The 16,214-nt window shown below is 63.1% G+C and carries 11 protein-coding genes; 3 read left to right on the plus strand and 8 right to left on the minus strand.

Features of this window, described 5'->3' with window-relative positions; genetic code table 11:
• Positions 1-61 precede the first annotated feature (61 nt).
• Entirely contained in the window at positions 62-1,540 is a 1,479-nt protein-coding gene (locus BREU_RS03745) for an alpha/beta fold hydrolase (protein ID WP_044088402.1), read from the minus strand.
• 199 nt (positions 1,541-1,739) lie between these two features.
• Here BREU_RS03745 and BREU_RS03750 point away from each other — a divergent pair, with 199 nt between their 5' ends.
• Positions 1,740-4,205, plus strand: coding sequence for a sensor histidine kinase (locus BREU_RS03750; protein ID WP_162178915.1), 2,466 nt, complete (start codon positions 1,740-1,742; stop codon positions 4,203-4,205).
• 199 nt (positions 4,206-4,404) lie between these two features.
• Entirely contained in the window at positions 4,405-5,163 is a 759-nt protein-coding gene (locus BREU_RS03755) for a response regulator transcription factor (protein WP_044088404.1), read from the plus strand.
• A gap of 174 nt (positions 5,164-5,337) precedes the next feature.
• Here the strand turns inward: BREU_RS03755 and BREU_RS03760 are convergent, their stop codons facing one another.
• The 3 genes from BREU_RS03760 to BREU_RS03770 all read right to left on the minus strand — a co-directional run bounded on the left by BREU_RS03760 (position 5,338) and on the right by BREU_RS03770 (position 10,754).
• Positions 5,338-8,109: an ABC transporter permease gene (locus BREU_RS03760; RefSeq protein ID WP_044088405.1), complete on the minus strand. Its 2,772-nt coding sequence runs from the start codon at positions 8,107-8,109 to the stop codon at positions 5,338-5,340.
• A gap of 17 nt (positions 8,110-8,126) precedes the next feature.
• Positions 8,127-9,044: an ABC transporter ATP-binding protein gene (locus BREU_RS03765; RefSeq protein WP_081886529.1), complete on the minus strand. Its 918-nt coding sequence runs from the start codon at positions 9,042-9,044 to the stop codon at positions 8,127-8,129.
• A gap of 396 nt (positions 9,045-9,440) precedes the next feature.
• Complete coding sequence (locus BREU_RS03770; RefSeq protein WP_044088407.1) at positions 9,441-10,754, minus strand: O-acetylhomoserine aminocarboxypropyltransferase/cysteine synthase family protein; 1,314 nt, start codon at positions 10,752-10,754, stop codon at positions 9,441-9,443.
• A gap of 343 nt (positions 10,755-11,097) precedes the next feature.
• Here BREU_RS03770 and BREU_RS03775 point away from each other — a divergent pair, with 343 nt between their 5' ends.
• Positions 11,098-11,970 carry a pyridoxamine kinase gene (locus BREU_RS03775; RefSeq protein WP_044088486.1) on the plus strand — a complete coding sequence of 291 codons (873 nt, stop codon included), beginning with the start codon at positions 11,098-11,100 and terminating at the stop codon, positions 11,968-11,970.
• Positions 11,971-11,990: 20 nt separating this feature from the next.
• Here the strand turns inward: BREU_RS03775 and BREU_RS03780 are convergent, their stop codons facing one another.
• From BREU_RS03780 to BREU_RS03795, 4 genes are all read right to left on the minus strand, one after another.
• Positions 11,991-13,196 (minus strand): hypothetical protein, encoded by a 1,206-nt coding sequence (locus tag BREU_RS03780; protein WP_044088408.1) that lies wholly within the window; start codon positions 13,194-13,196, stop codon positions 11,991-11,993.
• Positions 13,177-14,028: an ATP-binding cassette domain-containing protein gene (locus BREU_RS03785; RefSeq protein ID WP_238566993.1), complete on the minus strand. Its 852-nt coding sequence runs from the start codon at positions 14,026-14,028 to the stop codon at positions 13,177-13,179. The genes BREU_RS03780 and BREU_RS03785 overlap by 20 nt, the downstream gene beginning before the upstream one ends.
• Positions 14,029-14,056: 28 nt before the next feature.
• The gene (locus tag BREU_RS03790; RefSeq protein WP_052382012.1) at positions 14,057-15,256 is read right to left on the minus strand and encodes a hypothetical protein; all 1,200 of its coding nucleotides are present in this window, start codon (positions 15,254-15,256) and stop codon (positions 14,057-14,059) included.
• Between the two features lie 183 nt (positions 15,257-15,439).
• Complete coding sequence (locus tag BREU_RS03795) at positions 15,440-16,201, minus strand: hypothetical protein (protein ID WP_044088409.1); 762 nt, start codon at positions 16,199-16,201, stop codon at positions 15,440-15,442.
• Between the last annotated feature and the right edge of the window lie 13 nt (positions 16,202-16,214).

The following is a 16,214-nucleotide window of genomic DNA, read 5'->3' on the forward strand; positions in this document are numbered from 1 at the left end:
GACTCCCCTCGCATGAACGGGAGTCATCACATTGAAGCCAACTGAAAACCTTGCTGAGAGGTCAGAACAGTTCCTCGAGATCGCCCCTGTTCAGGGCCTCGTCCCATAGATGCTTGAATACCACGGAGCCGTGCAGACCATCGTGTTCGAACTCGTTGGTGGTCCAGTAATGGCTGTTGCCCACACGGCTCAAGGTGTCGAGCTGCATGCCGGAATCGACGTACATGTCGTCGAAGTAGACGGCAGCCTGCAACGGCACCTCGTTGCGCGCCAGCTGATCCTCGTCGTAGATGACGCCGAACCGCGTGTCCTCCATGAGTACGTCCATGGCCGGTTTGAATGGGCGCAATGTGGACTCCTGTTCGAACATCCATGGGAACATCGCTTCGCCGGTGAAGTTCAGCGGCCGGGTCTCGGTGCCGAACTCAGGGTGACGGTCGCGCACGCGCTGCGCGGCCCAGCGGATGGGCTCGTCCATCTCACCGTTGGCGTAGATGAACTCCTGCAACGGCCAGTACAGCGGACGTGATGCGGTGGCGTTCATCACCTTGGCGAGGAATTCGTCGGAAAGGTCGGCGTCGGCGCATGAGGAGCCATCGCTGGTCAGGAAGACATCGTCAAGAATCCAATGCACCCGTTCGAAGCTGGGCTTCATGCCGAAATCGGAGCCCAGGCACTGCAGCCGTTCCACGGTCAGCGGGTCGCCGTTGGGTAGCAGTGGGAAGCCGTGGGCGGCCATGCCTGCGATCAGTCCAAGCCGGTGATCGATATCGGTTTCGGCCATCGAGCCGAGTACCGAATCATGCAATGTGTTGGTGAATTCGGTGACGTCCGCCACAGTCGGCAGTTTGTCCGCCAACGTCTCCACACGCTCCCTGTCCTGAGGATAGCGCTCGTAGAACTGTGCCGTCTTGCGGGCCATGCGCGGGAACGTGTGCTCGTAGACCTCAGTGGCGTCTGCCGGAACATGAGGGATGCCCCCGGTCGTGAAGCTGGCGATCACTCCAGCCGGGAACAGGGAGAGATAGGTCAAGGTCAGGAATCCGCCATAGCTTTGCCCCATGGTGACCCATTTGCGTCCGTCGAATTCGGTCAGGCGAAGGTGTTCGAAGTCACGCACGATCGAGTCGGCGAGGAACTTCTTGAGGAAATCGGCCTGGGCGCGGGCCGTACCGGCCGCATCACCCTCATATGCGGCGGCGATGCGCGCCATGGCATGGGTATCGACGCGCGAGGAACGCCCGGTGCCGCGCTGGTCGGGCAGGATTACGCGGAAATGCTTGGTGGCCTCCTCGATCCAGCCGTCAGAGGCCGGGCTGTTCAGACGAGGACCGGCACCTCCCGGGCCGCCCTGCAGGAAGATCAGCAGCGGCAGATCGTCATGCACATGCTCGGGTGTGGTGACCACACGGTAGAACAGTTTGATCGTCTCGCCGTCGAAGGATTCGCCGGGAGTCTTCCCCGCCCAATCCAACGGCACATCAATGGAATGGTCCTCCATGGCGAGACCTGGCACATAGTATTTGCAAAGCAATGTCATAGCTCACGACTCTAGCCCACAAATCAGTCCGATGGCTGATATCGGCAGGCTTTCGGACGCGTTACGCTTGCGGATTATGGAATGGTTCACACGCTTGCGCAGATGGTGGGACGCCTTGCCGGGATTGGGCCGGGCGACCGGCCACACACTCGTATACGACGTCATGCTGGCTGTGGGCCTGATGTCTTTGATCACGCTGATGGCAACCAGCATAGATTCCGGCCCCGGCCTGCTGTTCAATTCCACGACGGCGATCACCGTGCTGTGGAGCCTTCCTGCGGCGGTGCCGCTTATTCTACGCCGTGTCTGGCCGGAATATGCCGCCTGGATGTATGTGGCGTTGACCTTCGCGCACCTGGTTTTCGGTCCGGCAATAGTCTTCAGCGACTTCTTCGCCCCCATCATGCTGTATTCGGTGCTGCTGTACGGCAAGGCAGCACATACGATACGGTTCGTGACGGCCGCTTGCGCGACGACCGTATTCGCCGGCCTGGTGTGGGGTGTGGCGTTCATGCTGGGGCCTATGTTCCCCGCCGCTCCATGGTCGCTTAAGGTCGATTGGGAGAGCTGGCTGCCTCACGCACTGTTTCTTCCGGCGTGTCCAGGCTACGATTCCACAGCGCAGTCCATGAGATATGGCTGCGGTGCCGCTGTCGCCATCGAAGGCGGCACCGGAGCCGCGGCGATCGGCGTATGCATGGTCAGCGTGATCATCATGGCGTTCTGGCAGCGGGCTCGCCGGACCACGCTTGACGCCATGAGGCAGCGGAACGAGGCCCTTGAGGCCCGAAAGGCCGAGGAGGCCCGTATCGCCGCGCTGGCCGAGCGGGCGCGCATCGCACGCGACATGCATGACGTGGTGGCGCACACCCTGTCCACGATCATCGTTCAGGCTGACGGCGGTCGATATGCCGGTGCGAACGACATCACCGTCGCCAGGACCACCATGGCGACCATCCGGAGCGAGGCGACACGTGCCCAGCATGATATGCGACGGCTGTTCGACGTATTCGGCACCGCCGAAACGCCGCAAGGATACGCGGATATCCCGATACTGCTCAATAAGTCGTTCAATGCTTCAATGCACGTGTCACGAACCGTCTCCGGCACGGTGCAGGAGGAACGGCTCCCCGATCACGCAGGCGAAGCGTTGTTCCGCGTGGTGCAGGAAGGACTGACCAATGCCCGCAAATACGCCGGCGCAGGCGCCCATGTCCGCATCGATGAGTCATGGACCCCGACCGATGTCACCATCGCCATCACCGATGATGGACGCGGCGCTCAAGCGACCGAGGACGGACATGCACCGGGCTACGGGCTCATGGGGATGCGCGAACGCATCGAGGCGTTGGGCGGCAATGTCACCGCAGGACCACGGCCGAACGGCGGCTTCGCGCTGAACGCCGTTGTCCCATTGCAGACCGGAATCATCGGCACGGACTCCTCCAACGGAGAGGATTCCCCCATCGGCTCAGGCTCTCCTGCCCGTGCGGATGGATCGGATCGTCTTGCCGGCACCGATACCCGGCACACGGCATCAGATTCCCTTGATCGAGACATCGACAGCCGTCTGCCTCGATGGTCACGGCGCTTCATCCAATGGCTGAAGCGGACAGCCGCGTCATTGCGCTCCCGCTCGTTCGACCAGGGCGATGTCTCCGACCTCAATTGGATCGGCAGGTTGGCACGTTGGACGCAGCGGCATTATCTGCTGATGGACATCCTCGGCACCGTGATTCTGGTAGTGCTGTTCCATTCATCCACATATTACGATCTGCAGGTGCTGGCCAACGATGGCATATGGGACCCGGCCGAACACACTCTGGCGACACTGCTGACCATCGTGCTGCTGGCACCGCTGGCGTTCCGCCGGCGTTTCCCCGAGACCAGCGCTCTCGTGGTAGCTCTTCTGTCAGGCATGCAGCTGCTGTTGCCGCCATCCATCATGTCGAATGCCGCTTTGGCGGTGAACGTGTTCGCCTTGGTATCCGTGTATTCCGCTGTACTGTACGGGCGGGAGCAGGCATGGCGTTGGGTGAGCGTTGCACTCGTGGCCGATTCCTGGCTGTACGGCATCAAACTGATGGCAGGGCGCAGCGGCACCAGTACGGTGCGCGTGTTGGCGCAAATGGTCATGCCCGACCGGTATTCGTCCGAAATCTGGACCATTGTGTTCGGCGGATTGGCTCCTGGCGGGATGGTGATGCTCGCTGGGTTCGCCTGCATCGCATCCGCCCGCTGGGTGCGGTCGAGGGGTGCGAACGCGCTGGTGCTGCAGCAGCGCGAGGAAGCGTTGCGCGCGGAGCAGGAACGTCAGAAGGTGTTGGCCGCGAATCTGGAACGGGAGCGCATAGGCGCCGCCATGCAGGCCGAGGTATTGGCCACATTGGAGTCGGTGATCGCGCAGACTGCTGAAGGAATCGCCGCGCTCAACAGTTCGCCGGCACCTGATGGCATGCAGATCGCCGCACTGTTCACCGCGATAGGTGCACGAGGACGCGCCGCGCTGGCGCACATGCGCGAACTGTTGACGGTGCTGCGGGAGACCGGGTTCAGCGACGAACAGCATGCAGCTCGCCGGCGCCGTTGCAATTGCGGCCGCTCGGATCGGTGGATGACCAATTGCTGCAGCGCCAACAGGCCCAGACGAAGCATGCGGATATGAATGATATCCGATAAGACTTCAGCATCCGAGGGAAACCGTCATGATTGCCGCCCTGCAATCCCACTGACAATGAATCATCCCTGCGTCATCCTTGTGTCATTGAATCATCCTTGAATGCAACGTTTCCTCCGGTGCTTTCAGGGATGATTCAGGGTTGATGTGCAGCAGAAGATGACGCGAACCGGATACAGTGGGAATCATGAATGAGAGCGGAAGCATTCGCGTGATCATCGCGGACGATCAGGAATTGGTGCGCGCCGGATTCGCCATGGTCATCGGCTCGCAGCCGGATATGGAAGTGGTCGGGCAGGCGTCCGACGGCACGGACGCCGTGCAGTTGACGCAATCCCTCCAACCGGATGTGGTGCTGATGGATGTGCGCATGCCCGGCATGGACGGCATCGAAGCAACACGTCGCATCGCTTCGGCAAGCGACTCAGGCGATGGCAAACGGCCCATCAGGGTGATCATCCTGACCACGTTCGATTTGGACGAGTATGTGATGGCGGCCATCAACGCCGGCGCTTCGGGGTTCCTGCTAAAGGATACCGAGCCGGAGACACTGCTCAATTCGATTCGTACAGTATTCCAAGGCAATGCGATTATCGCGCCGTCCGCCACGAAGCGGCTCATCGAGAAGATGGTTCAGGACGGGTATGCACAGCATGAATCGTCAGACGATATACCTTCCAGTGCCGTCGTCGGCGCCGGTTATGCGAAGACCGGAGGCACCGCGAATCAGCCGTTCTACACCGACCCGGAGCTGGGCCTGCTCACCGATCGCGAACGCGAGGTGCTCGTCGAGGTCGCCCACGGACTGAGCAATCAGGAGATCGCGGACAGACTGTTCATCTCCTTGCCCACGGTGAAAACACACGTGGCGCACATCCTGTCCAAGATCCACGCCCGAGACCGCGTCCAGGCCGTGGTCTTCGCCTACGACAACGGTTTGGTGTAGCGGACCCACTCGTTACTTTTCCTGGAAACGGCTGCCAACGAAGCTGATTGAGGGGAGCGCCCGCCTTACGGGTACTCCCCTCAATTGCATGTATTGGCCCCTCTCAGAAAAGGGAACCAATCGTGCAGCTATGAACCGCTGTACAAATCACCTGTCAGCGCTGCGGCCAAGCCACTAGGCTTCGGCCAATGCGACCACCGGCGGCACACTGACCGCGCGACGGGCCGGCGCGATACTCGCGAGCAACGCGGCAAGCGCCGCAACACCAAGCACCAGTCCGTTGGTGGCCCAGTCGAACGGCAACGCCACGGTGGCGTACAGGCTGAACACCATGTAGGAGCCGAGCCAGCCGAACAGTGTGCCCAGCGCCACGCCCGCCACGCCGGAGACGAGCGAGAGCAGCAGCGCCTCGGCCGCGAGTGAGCGCCGCAGCTGTCCGCGAGTCATGCCGATGGCGCGCAGCGTGGCGGATTCGCGGGTGCGCTCGATCACGGAGAGTGACAGCGTGTTCGCCACGCCCACGAGCGCGATAAGCACAGCCACGGCAATCAATCCCACCAGCAGGGCCATCATGCTGTCGATCGTGGTCTCCCACATCGAACGTTCGGCCACCGGTCCGGACACGCTCACACCCGGGGCTGCCGAGAACGCCTGCTGCACGTTGGTGAGCACGTCGTTCATCGTGATGCCGGCAGCGTCCGCATCCACGCGCATGAGCAGCATGTGGCCGGCGGTTTCGAGGTCGCCATCGGTGAAATGCTCGGCGTTGACGAACGCCACCGCGCCGTAGTCGGAGGAGACGCGGCGGTAGTCGGCCTGCTGGGGCTTGAGGGTGATCGGCTTGCGGCCGGCGGCACCGGTCTCGGTATCGGTCTCGACGCCGGCCGGATTCTCCCGGAAGACGACGGAACTGTCGAAACCGACCTTCTTGCCATCCATGGCGTTGATCGTCGGCAGCAGCACGTCGCCCGACCCGATCGAGACACCGCTCAGATCGGCCTTCATCACCTTCGCGAGCGCGGCAGTGTCCTTGACTCCGACGAGCATCACGGACAGCTCCTTGCCGTCCTTCGTAGTGACGTACCGCACGGTGGTGGGCGCGTAGAGGGAGGCGGCCACGCCCTTGGCCTCGGCGGCGTCCGTGGCCTGCTTGTCGGTCATGTCGTTGCCGGCGGCGATCATGTCCACGCTGTAGCGCTGGTCCAAGGCCACTTCCATGGTCTGCTTGCCGCTGGCGGCACCGGTGGCGATGGTGGACACAAGCGTGACGCCGATGAGCAGCGCGGCACCGGTGGCCGCCACACGACGCGGGTTCTTCTGGATGTTCGCGTTGGCGATTCTCGCGCTGGGGCCTGCCAACGAGACGACCGATCCCACGCCGCGCATGAGCAGCGGCAGCCAAAACGCGGCGGACAGCACCAGTCCCAAGAAGACCAGCGCGCATCCGGCGATGGCCATGAGCAGGACGACCGCATACCGCTCGATAAGCGCGTCATGCCCGACAAGCGACTCGTGCATCTGCCATGCGGCGAACACGGCGAGTGCCACGCCGGCAACCACAAGGATGCCCGAGAAGACGGCCCGTACCACGCCTGCCCGGCGTGTGTCCGTCAGTTCGATGGGGCGCAGCGCCTCGAGCGGCGTCACGGCGGTGGCGGCACGCGCGGAGCCGAGCGAGGCGAGCACGGTCATCACCACGCCAAACGCGATGGGCACCACGAACGCCTGCCAGCTGAGGATCAGCCTGGCCCTCAACTCGTCGCCGCCCATGAGTCCCGAAGCGCACAGGCCGGCAATGATGCCGATACCCAGCGCCACGCCGAGCAGTGAGGCGACCAATCCGAGCACACCTGCCTCGAGCAGCACGGAAGCGTACAGCTGCCCCTTCTGGGCGCCGATTGTGCGCAGCAGCGCCAGAGTACGGCGGCGTTGCGCCACCAGCACCTGGAACGTGTTGGCGATCACCAGCGCGGCCACGACCATTGCCAGAATGCCGAAGCTCAGGAGGAACACGGTGGTGATGCTGAGCCCGCCGTCCGCGTCGAGATTTTGCAACGCATCCTTGTCGATGTCCGCGCGGCTCATGACGACGTAGTATTCCGGCATCAGCTTGGCGACGCGTTCGGCGGCGGCCTGCGCCTTGGCATCACCTTCCCGGCCTTCTCCGGCACCGGCGAGGTCGAGGTAGAGCGTATTGGCGGCGACGTCGTTGAATTCCGCCGCGCCGGACATGGTGGCCAGCACGTTGTTCGACAGGACGGACGCGCCGCCGTAATAGGAGTACGCGCCGTTCGGATCGTCGGTCAGGCCGGTTACGCGCACCGTCATTGCGGAGCTGTTGGCGCCGCCAGCCGTCGAGGCCCCGCCGGCAGAGGCGTCAGCATCATCGGCGGCGCCAGCAACAGCGGCATCCCCCTCGATCGCCGCCTGAGCAGCCGGGGAATTCACCGTGACCGTATCACCCACGCCCACGCCGAGCTGCTCGGCGACGGACCTCGGCATGGCGATCTCGTCGTTGTCGATCGGCTGGTTGCCGTCCGCAATGGTGACCGGCAGTAGCGAGAGGCTCTTCGCGGTGCCGATGGCGATGCCGGTGACGTGCCGGTCGCCCTTGGCGACGGTCAATCTGGGCACGGTCGCATCGACTCGTACGTCCTCGACCCCGTCGATGGTGCGCAACTGGTCAAGCTGGAAGTCGGCGACGGTAGTGGCGTACGCCTTGTTCTGCTCGTCTTCAGTGGCGTTCTTCAATGCTTCGGAGTCGGTCGTCACCACATAGTTCGCCCCACCGTATAGCGCGGTCTGCTGGTGGACGAGCGAGTCGCCCATCGTGTTCGAGAACAGGAACGTGGCGGCGATGAACGCGGTGCCGATCAGGATGGCGATGCCGGCGGGAATGAGCATCCTGCCGTTCTTGCGCATGAGTTTCAAGGTGATGTCGAACATGATTCGCGACTCCCCTCTCAAGCGGCGTGACGCGCGGTCGCAGCGGCACGGCGGTGGCTTGAGCGACGCTTCGCGGAGGGTTCGGCGTCACTGTCGGCGAATGCATCCGCCCTTACGAAATGGTCGTGAGCATCGGACGCCACCGCGGCACGCGTAGCCCGTTCGCGTTCGGCCATGAGCAGGTTGTTCATGGCTTCGGCGGTGGGATGCGGCTCATCGGCCACGATGCGCCCGTCCGCGAATACGATGGCCCGGTCGGCGTACGATGCGGCCACGGCGTCGTGCGTGACCATGACGATGGTCTGGTCGAGCTCATTGACCGACTGCTTGAGGAATCCGAGCACTTCGGCGCTGGAGACGGAATCGAGGTTGCCGGTAGGCTCGTCGGCGAAGACGAGGCTGGGCTTGGTGATGAGGGCCCTTGCGATGGCCACGCGCTGTTGCTGGCCTCCGGACAGTTCATTGGGGCGGTGGTTCAGTCGCTGCCTAAGCCCCAGGGTCTCCACCAACAGGTCGAACCACGCCCGGTCGGCTTTGGCACCGGCAAGGGTCAGCGGCATGAGAATGTTCTGCTCGGCGGTGAACATGGGCAGCAAGTTGAAGCTCTGGAAGATGAACCCGATCTTGTTGCGACGCAGCAGGGTGAGCTGTTTGTCGTTCATACGGGTCAGGTCCTTGCCTCCGAACAGAATGCGCCCCGAGGTGGCGGAGTCCAGTCCGGCCAGTGTGTGCATCAACGTGGACTTGCCGGAACCGGATGGTCCCATGATGGCGGTGAAGCGCCCGCGCTCGAAGCTCACGTTCACATCGCGCAACGCATGCACCGCATTTGCTCCGGAGCCGTAATCCTTGACGAGGTCTACGGCTTGAATGGCTATGCCTCTGGACGGAAGCTGCATGGATTGCGAATGTACAGGCGAATTGCCGACAGTCATGATCGTCTCTCCTCTTCTTGTGACCGGAACTGTGATATCCGGATGATGATTCCCACTGTATGAAGAGGAGAATGCGCCTCACATCGTGCGCAGGACTGAATTCCATGGTCGCCATCCTCATCCTTGAGGACTATGCCTGTCTTTTTCCGGCGGGTTCTGGCAGCCGGTCGTTACTGCTCCCATTGCCGGTAGTTTGCCTGTCATTGACGGCCACAACAGTCGTCGGAGTGACCGTCCGCCGGATTCATCGTCACACGGCAAACGGAAAGCCCGCGCTGCATGACTCAGCGCGGGCTTTCACTCCCCCATTTCAATTCCGCTCATCCATGATGCACCCCATAAGCATCATGCCCTTCAATCGGAATTGATGGCTTCCTTATCGCCTCTACCTCCTACTCACTTGGCAAGACCGGAGGCACGAACGGCTTCGAAGCCACCCTTGAGGTCGTCGAGGATGTCCTCGATGTTCTCGGTGCCGATGGACAGGCGGATGGTGCCCTGGTGGATGCCCTGGTCCTCGAGCTCCTCCAGAGTCTCCTGGGAGTGCGTGGTGGAGGCCGGGTGGATGACGAGGGACTTCACGTCAGCGACGTTGGCCAGCAGGGAGAACAGGTGCAGGTTGTCAATGAAGACACGGGCCGCGTCCTTACCACCCTTGATGTCGAAGGTGAAGATGGAGCCGGCGCCGTTCGGGAAGTACTTCTTGTACAGCTCGTGGTCGCGGCGACCTTCGATGGATGGGTGGGAGACGGACTCGACTTCCGGCACGGTCTGCAGGTATTCGACGACCTTCAACGCGTTCTCGACGTGGCGCTCGACGCGCAGGGACAGGGTCTCGGTGCCCTGCAGCAGCAGGAAGGCGGCGAACGGGGACAGGGTGGCGCCGGTGTCGCGCAGCAGGATGGCGCGGATGCGGGTCACGAAGGCGGTGCCGCCCAGAGCCTCGTAGAAGTTGAGGCCGTGGTAGGACGGATCCGGCTCGGTGAGGGTCGGGAACTTGCCCGGAACCTCAGCCCAGTTGAAGTTGCCGCCTTCGACGACGACACCGCCCAGCGTGGTGCCGTGGCCGCCGATGAACTTGGTGGCGGATTCGACCACGACATCGGCGCCGTGCTCGAGCGGACGGAACAGGTACGGGGTGGCGAAGGTGTTGTCCACGATCACCGGCAGATGATGCTTGTGGGCGATTGCGGAGATGGCCTCGAAGTCCGGCAGGTCGGCGTTCGGGTTGCCGAAGGTCTCGAAGTAGACGAGCTTGGTGTTCTCCTGGATGGCGTCCTCGAAGTTCTGCGGGACCTCAGGATCGACGAAGGTGGTGGTGATGCCGTCGCGCGGCAGGGTGTGCTTGAGCAGGTTGAAGGTGCCGCCGTAGATGTTCTTGGAGGAGACGATGTGGTCGCCGGACTGGGTGATGTTACGCACGGCGTACTCGACGGCGGCCGCGCCGGAGGCGACGGCGATGCCGGCGGTGCCACCTTCAAGGGCGGCGATGCGGTCCTCGAAGACGCCCTGGGTGGAGTTGGTCAGACGGCCGTAGATGTTGCCCGGGTCTGCAAGGCCGAAGCGGGCCTCGGCGTGGTCGAAGTTGTGGAAGACGTAGCTGGTGGTGGCGTAGATCGGCACTGCGCGGGAGTCGGTGGCCGGATCGGCCTGCTCCTGGCCCACGTGCAGCTGCAGGGTTTCAAAACGGTACTTCTTGTTCTCGGCCATGATGTGCTCCTTGTCGTCGGTCGCGAGGTTCTTTTCCTTGCCACCCGCCTGCCGTATTCGGCGGTTGGCGAGGTGTTGGTTATGAAGGTACGCGCGGCGGATAGCGCGGCGCAAGCCAGACGTTATCGGGGTTGCCTATAGACCCTTATCAGCCGTTGGAATCCTTGGCGTTCACCCACCCTTCACACCGCCGAAATACCCTCCGGCAATCCCGCGACACGCCGAAGCGGCATCACCGTGGACTACGCTCGTCACTGTTGTCCGCGGTTCTTCATCAGACTTTTCGTCTGGGCTGTAATGCGGACGAGATCGCATGCAGCAACATCATCGGAAGACCTGGACCATGACCGACGTGACCTTGTATGAACGTGACCCGAAGTACATCCCGCGCGTTGCCGCCGTACACGATATGTGCGGCTATGGCAAATGCTCGCTGACCGCGGCGATACCGATCCTCTCCGCGGCCGGATGCGACGTGTGCCCGGTCCCCACCGCCCTGTTCTCCGCGCACACCAAGTATCAGGTGTTCACGTTCCACGACACCACGGATATCCTTTCCGGATATCTCGACGCCTGGCAGGCCGAGGATGTGGAGCTCGACGCCGTGTATTCGGGGTTCCTTGGCTCACCGGAGCAGGTGGCGATCATCCAGAGGCTGTACAGCGACTACCCTGCCGCCCTGCGGCTGGTCGACCCGGTGATGGGAGACGGCGGACGGACGTACACCACGTATACGCCCGAACTATGCGAGGCGATGGGGGCGTTGGCGACCGGCGCCGATGTCCTGATGCCGAATCTCACCGAAGCATGCATCCTCACCCATCGCGACTACCAAGGCCAGGATCTGAACGACGATCAGGTGAATGGTTTGCTGGATGCGCTGCTTGAGTTGGGTGCCAAGAACGTGGTGCTCAAGGGCATCGACCATGGCGATGACCGTATCGTCAATTATGTGGCTTCGGCATCGGACGGCGCTGCAGGCAAGATCGAGCTGAAGCACCTCAAACTGCCGTACATGATCCACGGCACCGGCGACGTCTTCGCATCCGCACTGTGCGGGGCGGTGATGGCGGGCCGCGGTCTGGCGGAATCCGCGCGGATCGCCGGCGAATTCGTGCGCCATGCGATGGCAAGCACCCGTGACCAGCCGCACTTCGAGGACCGTGGGGTCAGTTTCGAGCTCAACCTCGGCGAGCTCACCGATCTGGTGCGCTAAGGCCTGCACCGAGACGCGGCCTACCGGTTCTTGAAGTACCTGAGCAAGTGGCTTTCCCGGGTGAGCATCACCGCGACCCCCGCGCCCGACAGCACGCCCACCACTGCAGCGACCGGAACCCGAAGCATCGTGTCGGCGAGCGCCGCGGCCTCCGCATCCCCGTTCTGCAACCATACCCATGCCCACAATGGACTGGTCAACAGCACTGCAGCGGTCGCCCATACGATCGTCTCCAACACGATCTGCATCAACAGCGCGGTTTTCGGAACCCCGCAATGCAACGCGGAAGCCATCTCGAGTCTGCGCGTCCATGTAGCGATGAATCCCAATGCCATCGCGGCCACCAAAGCGATCCACGGCGTGTAGGCGGTCAGTCTCACGCGGAACAGGGACGCACTGTCCAGTGCGCTGCCTTTGCTCATGTTGAGCTTGGCGATCTGAGGACGTTCCTGCGTGGCATCCATGCCGGAACCGATGCCCGTCATGCGCAGCAACGATTCGATGTCCTTGGTCTCGGGCCAGGTGCGCACCCAACACTGGCTGAATGATTCCGACGAGTTGGCGGGCACCGGAGCCAACGCAACATACGAGAATCCTGACTTGCGACCGTCGTCCGGCCACTCGAACACCCCGGACACCTGTACGTTGCGCCCGTCCCGCAATGCCAGGACACTGCCCGCCGCGGCGGCGAACGGCTTGGCCGCTTCGGCCGAGAGCATCACGCCTTCCTCACCGTCTTCCGATGCGGTCTCGGTATCGGCGTCCTTCGAAACCGAGACCTGCTCCCCTCCACCGGACAGGTCGTCGGCGCTCGTGCCTGTAGTGCTCAAAGCGAACACCCTACGCGCCCCCGGCGTGATCTCCATCAAGGGCACTCCTGTGGATGGCAGGGCCGCGAACACCAGCTTCTGGTCGGTCTGTCGTACAGCGCCAGCCGCTTCGACACCATCCAATGAGGCAAGCCGGTCGCAGGCGGCGCCATCGATGTGATTGTTGTATTCCATTACCCATGTCGAGCCGCCGGCTGCCACGTATTCATCGGTCTGTCGCTGAATGGAGGCGATAGTCAGCCAATCAGCACCGACCAGCAGGAGAATCAGGCATGCAAGTCCCACCGCCAGCGCACATGCATGACTGGTGCCGCTGATCAGGTCGCGCCACGCCTCCCCCAGCATGCCGACAAGTCGCATGCGCGCGATCTTGGCTTCACGCTGCAGCTGCGTCATGATGCACCTCCTCGCTTTGCCAGTCGCGCAGGTCGATGAGGTCGGTGCAGGCGTCCCGCGTGCGCGGGTCATGCGTGGCCACGACGACAATCGCCCCGCTCATCGACAGGTTGTGCAGGTGCTCGTTGACCGTGGCCGCCGTATTGAGGTCAAGTTGCGCGGTCGGCTCGTCCACGAGCAGCAGCCCGGCGTGTGAAGCCACGCCGCGCGCGAGCATCAACCGTTGCGCTTCACCGCCCGACAGGTCACGAAAAGGCTTCGCGGCCAGTTCATCCAAGCCAAAAGCCTCCAACAGGGCCATGGCATGGGTTTCGGCATCCCTCCGGCGCTCGCCGCGCGCGATGAACGGCAGGGCCACATGATCGAGCGCGGTGCGGCGGGCCACGCCGTGGGGGTTCTGCAGCACCCAGCACACACGTCCACAATCGACGCGCTCCACCATGCCCGTCACCGGCTCCACCCATCCGGCGATGATGGACAGCAACGTGGATTTGCCCGATCCGGACGGCCCGGTGAGCGCATAGACGTGTTTGGGAAGTAGCGTCATGGTCAGGTGACGGAACAGCATGTCCTCGCCGGTACGGTCGAAACTGTGGCCGACATCGGTGAGGATCACACGACGGCCTTCACCTTGCTCCTCCAGTGAGGAGACCGATGCCGAGGAGACCGATGCCGGGGAAACCTCCGGCATCACCGATGAGCAGGAGGATGCCGCAGCCGATTGGGTATCAGGCCGCGAATCCAGCCTCGAATCAGCCTTCGAATCCGACTGCACAGACGTGCTGCGATCCGGCTCTCCGGAATCAGTTCCACGCAACGTACCCTTCGCCAAAGGGTTCCTCCGCCTCCTCCAAATCATCTCACTGCCCGTCCTGGCCTGAGGCGGAACCGGCTTCGGCATCGCAGTGTTGGGCGGTGCGCGGGGTCACATCCACGTGATCGAACTGCTGCCCATCGCCGACGCTGACCATGGTCTTGCCGAGCTGTGAGGCGATGATGGACACTTTCACCGGCTTGGCGTCCACACTCACGCATCCGAGTCCGCCCGAGGCGTCGTAGACCGCGGAGGGTGGCACGGTGAGCGCGGTCAGCGGCTGAGCGAGTCTCCAATCGTAGGACACGCTGAGTGCGCCACCGCTCGTCCCGGATGCCCCGCCAACGGCACCCGTTCCCCCGACGCCACCGGTCGGCGCGCCGCCGGAATCCCCGCTCATCGACGCCAGACGGAAGGCCACGGATCCGCCGATCGCCGCGAGCATCGCGGGATCGGTGAGTTCGACGGTTCCGGCCGGCACGGCGAACGTCTGCTCGCCGATGACGAGTGTGCGGTCGCCGACCACCAGATCGGTGGCGGACGTCGGCAGCGTCGCCTTGAGCGGGATCGCGGCAGTGGTGAACAGGTCAGCGCCCGCCGTGATCTGCCGCCCCACGGCGATTGAGGATTGCTTGACCGTCACTGAGTCGGAGGGCAGCCAGACGAACGATTCCGGCCCGATCGACCAGCCCGAGTCGGCGGTGATGCGGGCGGCTCCCTTGCTGTCGGCGAGCGCATTGTAGGCGACGATGGTGTCCCACGTCATCACATCGGAGTCGGGTGCGGCATAGCCGAGGCGACGCAGTACGGCATTGAGACCGGCCGCGTCGGACCCGCGGGTGCCGCTGGTCAGCGTGCGGTACAACGGCACGTCGGTGTGCAGGGCGAGAACTGGCCTGGCGTCCACGTCGAACACCGTGCTGCCGGAGCCGATGACAGTACCTGTACCGGCGGAGGTGCCGGTGATGGTGCCCGATACCGGCGAGGTGACGGTGGACGATTCGCCGAGGGAGACGGCCAGCGTCACGGAACGCGCGTCGTCGAACTGGGCGGAGGCCACCTTCACCGTCGTGGCCTCGGTGCTGGAGACCAGGGACGGCGGGATCTTGGAGCGGGTGAGGAGGAACCCGCCGCCAAGACCCACCGCGAATATCACCAAGGCGAGCAGTACCACGATGGAGGCCGCCACCCCATTGCGCGCGGCCCGCAGTTCCTTGCGATCCCTCGCTGCGCCTTTCCGCTTCATGTCGGCCTCCTTGCCTTGTGCCCCACGCTTTGCGTCCCATGACTTGCGCCGTCTTACGCCGTTTGGCACCCGGAGAATCAGGAAGAACAGGCGCTGGTGCATTCCTTGGTTGATTTCAGCGTATTCCCGGTTCCTGTCGCTTCCCAATACCGTTGTCATCCGAAAGACGACATGTTCCGACCGCTACTGATGCAGCGGGTCCTGTCCGCACGCCCAGAACTGCTGGCCATGTGGCGAATTCGCATCGTATTTGTAGTCCGGGTTGGGCTGGCCATCGAAAGTGGTGCTCATGTACTCGCTGAAGAACTCATGCCAACGTCGGAGATTGGCCTCGAACTGGCTGTTGTCGGTCACGTTCGCGGTGTTCATCGTGCTCATGTACTCGTCTTCGCTGATGGGGCTCGGCAGCAGATCGTGCTTGGCATAGCATTGGTATGTCTTGCGTGCCATGGCCTCCTGATCGACGTTGTCCGGGTTCGTATTCATGGCCGCGTACAGGCTGGAGATATCACCCGAGCCGGTCTTGGCATGGCACTCGTCCATGACCTTGAACTGCTCGTCGTCGGACATCGATCCGCGATACTGGCCGACCGCCTCGCCCCGGTCCAACGTCCAAGTGGCCTGCAGTCCATAGGGTTCGAGGCACTTGTTGTAGTCGTCGTAGATCTCCTGCACCTCGGCTTCGGTGATCTTGCCGTCCTTGAGGATGTTCTTGGCCAGATCGGTGGGCGCCTGGTCGTATTCCTTCTTGAATTCCGCGGCGTACGGCCCGGAGAAGGTCGGCTCGCCGCCGGCGCCGGTCATGCCGGCGGCCTTGGACGGTCCGTTGGCGTCCGCGACCTGTCCACAGCCTGCGAGCATCGTACACGCCAACGTCACCGCACCTATCAGCACGATCGCGTGGCGCAGCCGTTGACGAATCGTCGTTGCCGTATTTCCCTGCATGATGGCCTCCTTG

The organism is Bifidobacterium reuteri DSM 23975, from assembly GCF_000741695.1.
In the GTDB taxonomy this organism is placed as follows: domain Bacteria; phylum Actinomycetota; class Actinomycetes; order Actinomycetales; family Bifidobacteriaceae; genus Bifidobacterium; species Bifidobacterium reuteri.

What these genes read in the sequence shown, in the direction of transcription:
- BREU_RS03745 (WP_044088402.1), bottom strand. Translation starts at nt 1,540, where the DNA reads ATGACATTGCTTTGCAAATACTATGTGCCAGGTCTCGCCATGGAGGAC.
- BREU_RS03750 (WP_162178915.1), top strand. Translation starts at nt 1,740, where the DNA reads ATGGCAACCAGCATAGATTCCGGCCCCGGCCTGCTGTTCAATTCCACG.
- BREU_RS03755 (WP_044088404.1), top strand. Translation starts at nt 4,405, where the DNA reads ATGAATGAGAGCGGAAGCATTCGCGTGATCATCGCGGACGATCAGGAA.
- BREU_RS03760 (WP_044088405.1), bottom strand. Translation starts at nt 8,109, where the DNA reads ATGTTCGACATCACCTTGAAACTCATGCGCAAGAACGGCAGGATGCTC.
- BREU_RS03765 (WP_081886529.1), bottom strand. Translation starts at nt 9,044, where the DNA reads ATGACTGTCGGCAATTCGCCTGTACATTCGCAATCCATGCAGCTTCCG.
- BREU_RS03770 (WP_044088407.1), bottom strand. Translation starts at nt 10,754, where the DNA reads ATGGCCGAGAACAAGAAGTACCGTTTTGAAACCCTGCAGCTGCACGTG.
- BREU_RS03775 (WP_044088486.1), top strand. Translation starts at nt 11,098, where the DNA reads ATGACCGACGTGACCTTGTATGAACGTGACCCGAAGTACATCCCGCGC.
- BREU_RS03780 (WP_044088408.1), bottom strand. Translation starts at nt 13,196, where the DNA reads ATGACGCAGCTGCAGCGTGAAGCCAAGATCGCGCGCATGCGACTTGTC.
- BREU_RS03790 (WP_052382012.1), bottom strand. Translation starts at nt 15,256, where the DNA reads ATGAAGCGGAAAGGCGCAGCGAGGGATCGCAAGGAACTGCGGGCCGCG.
- BREU_RS03795 (WP_044088409.1), bottom strand. Translation starts at nt 16,201, where the DNA reads ATGCAGGGAAATACGGCAACGACGATTCGTCAACGGCTGCGCCACGCG.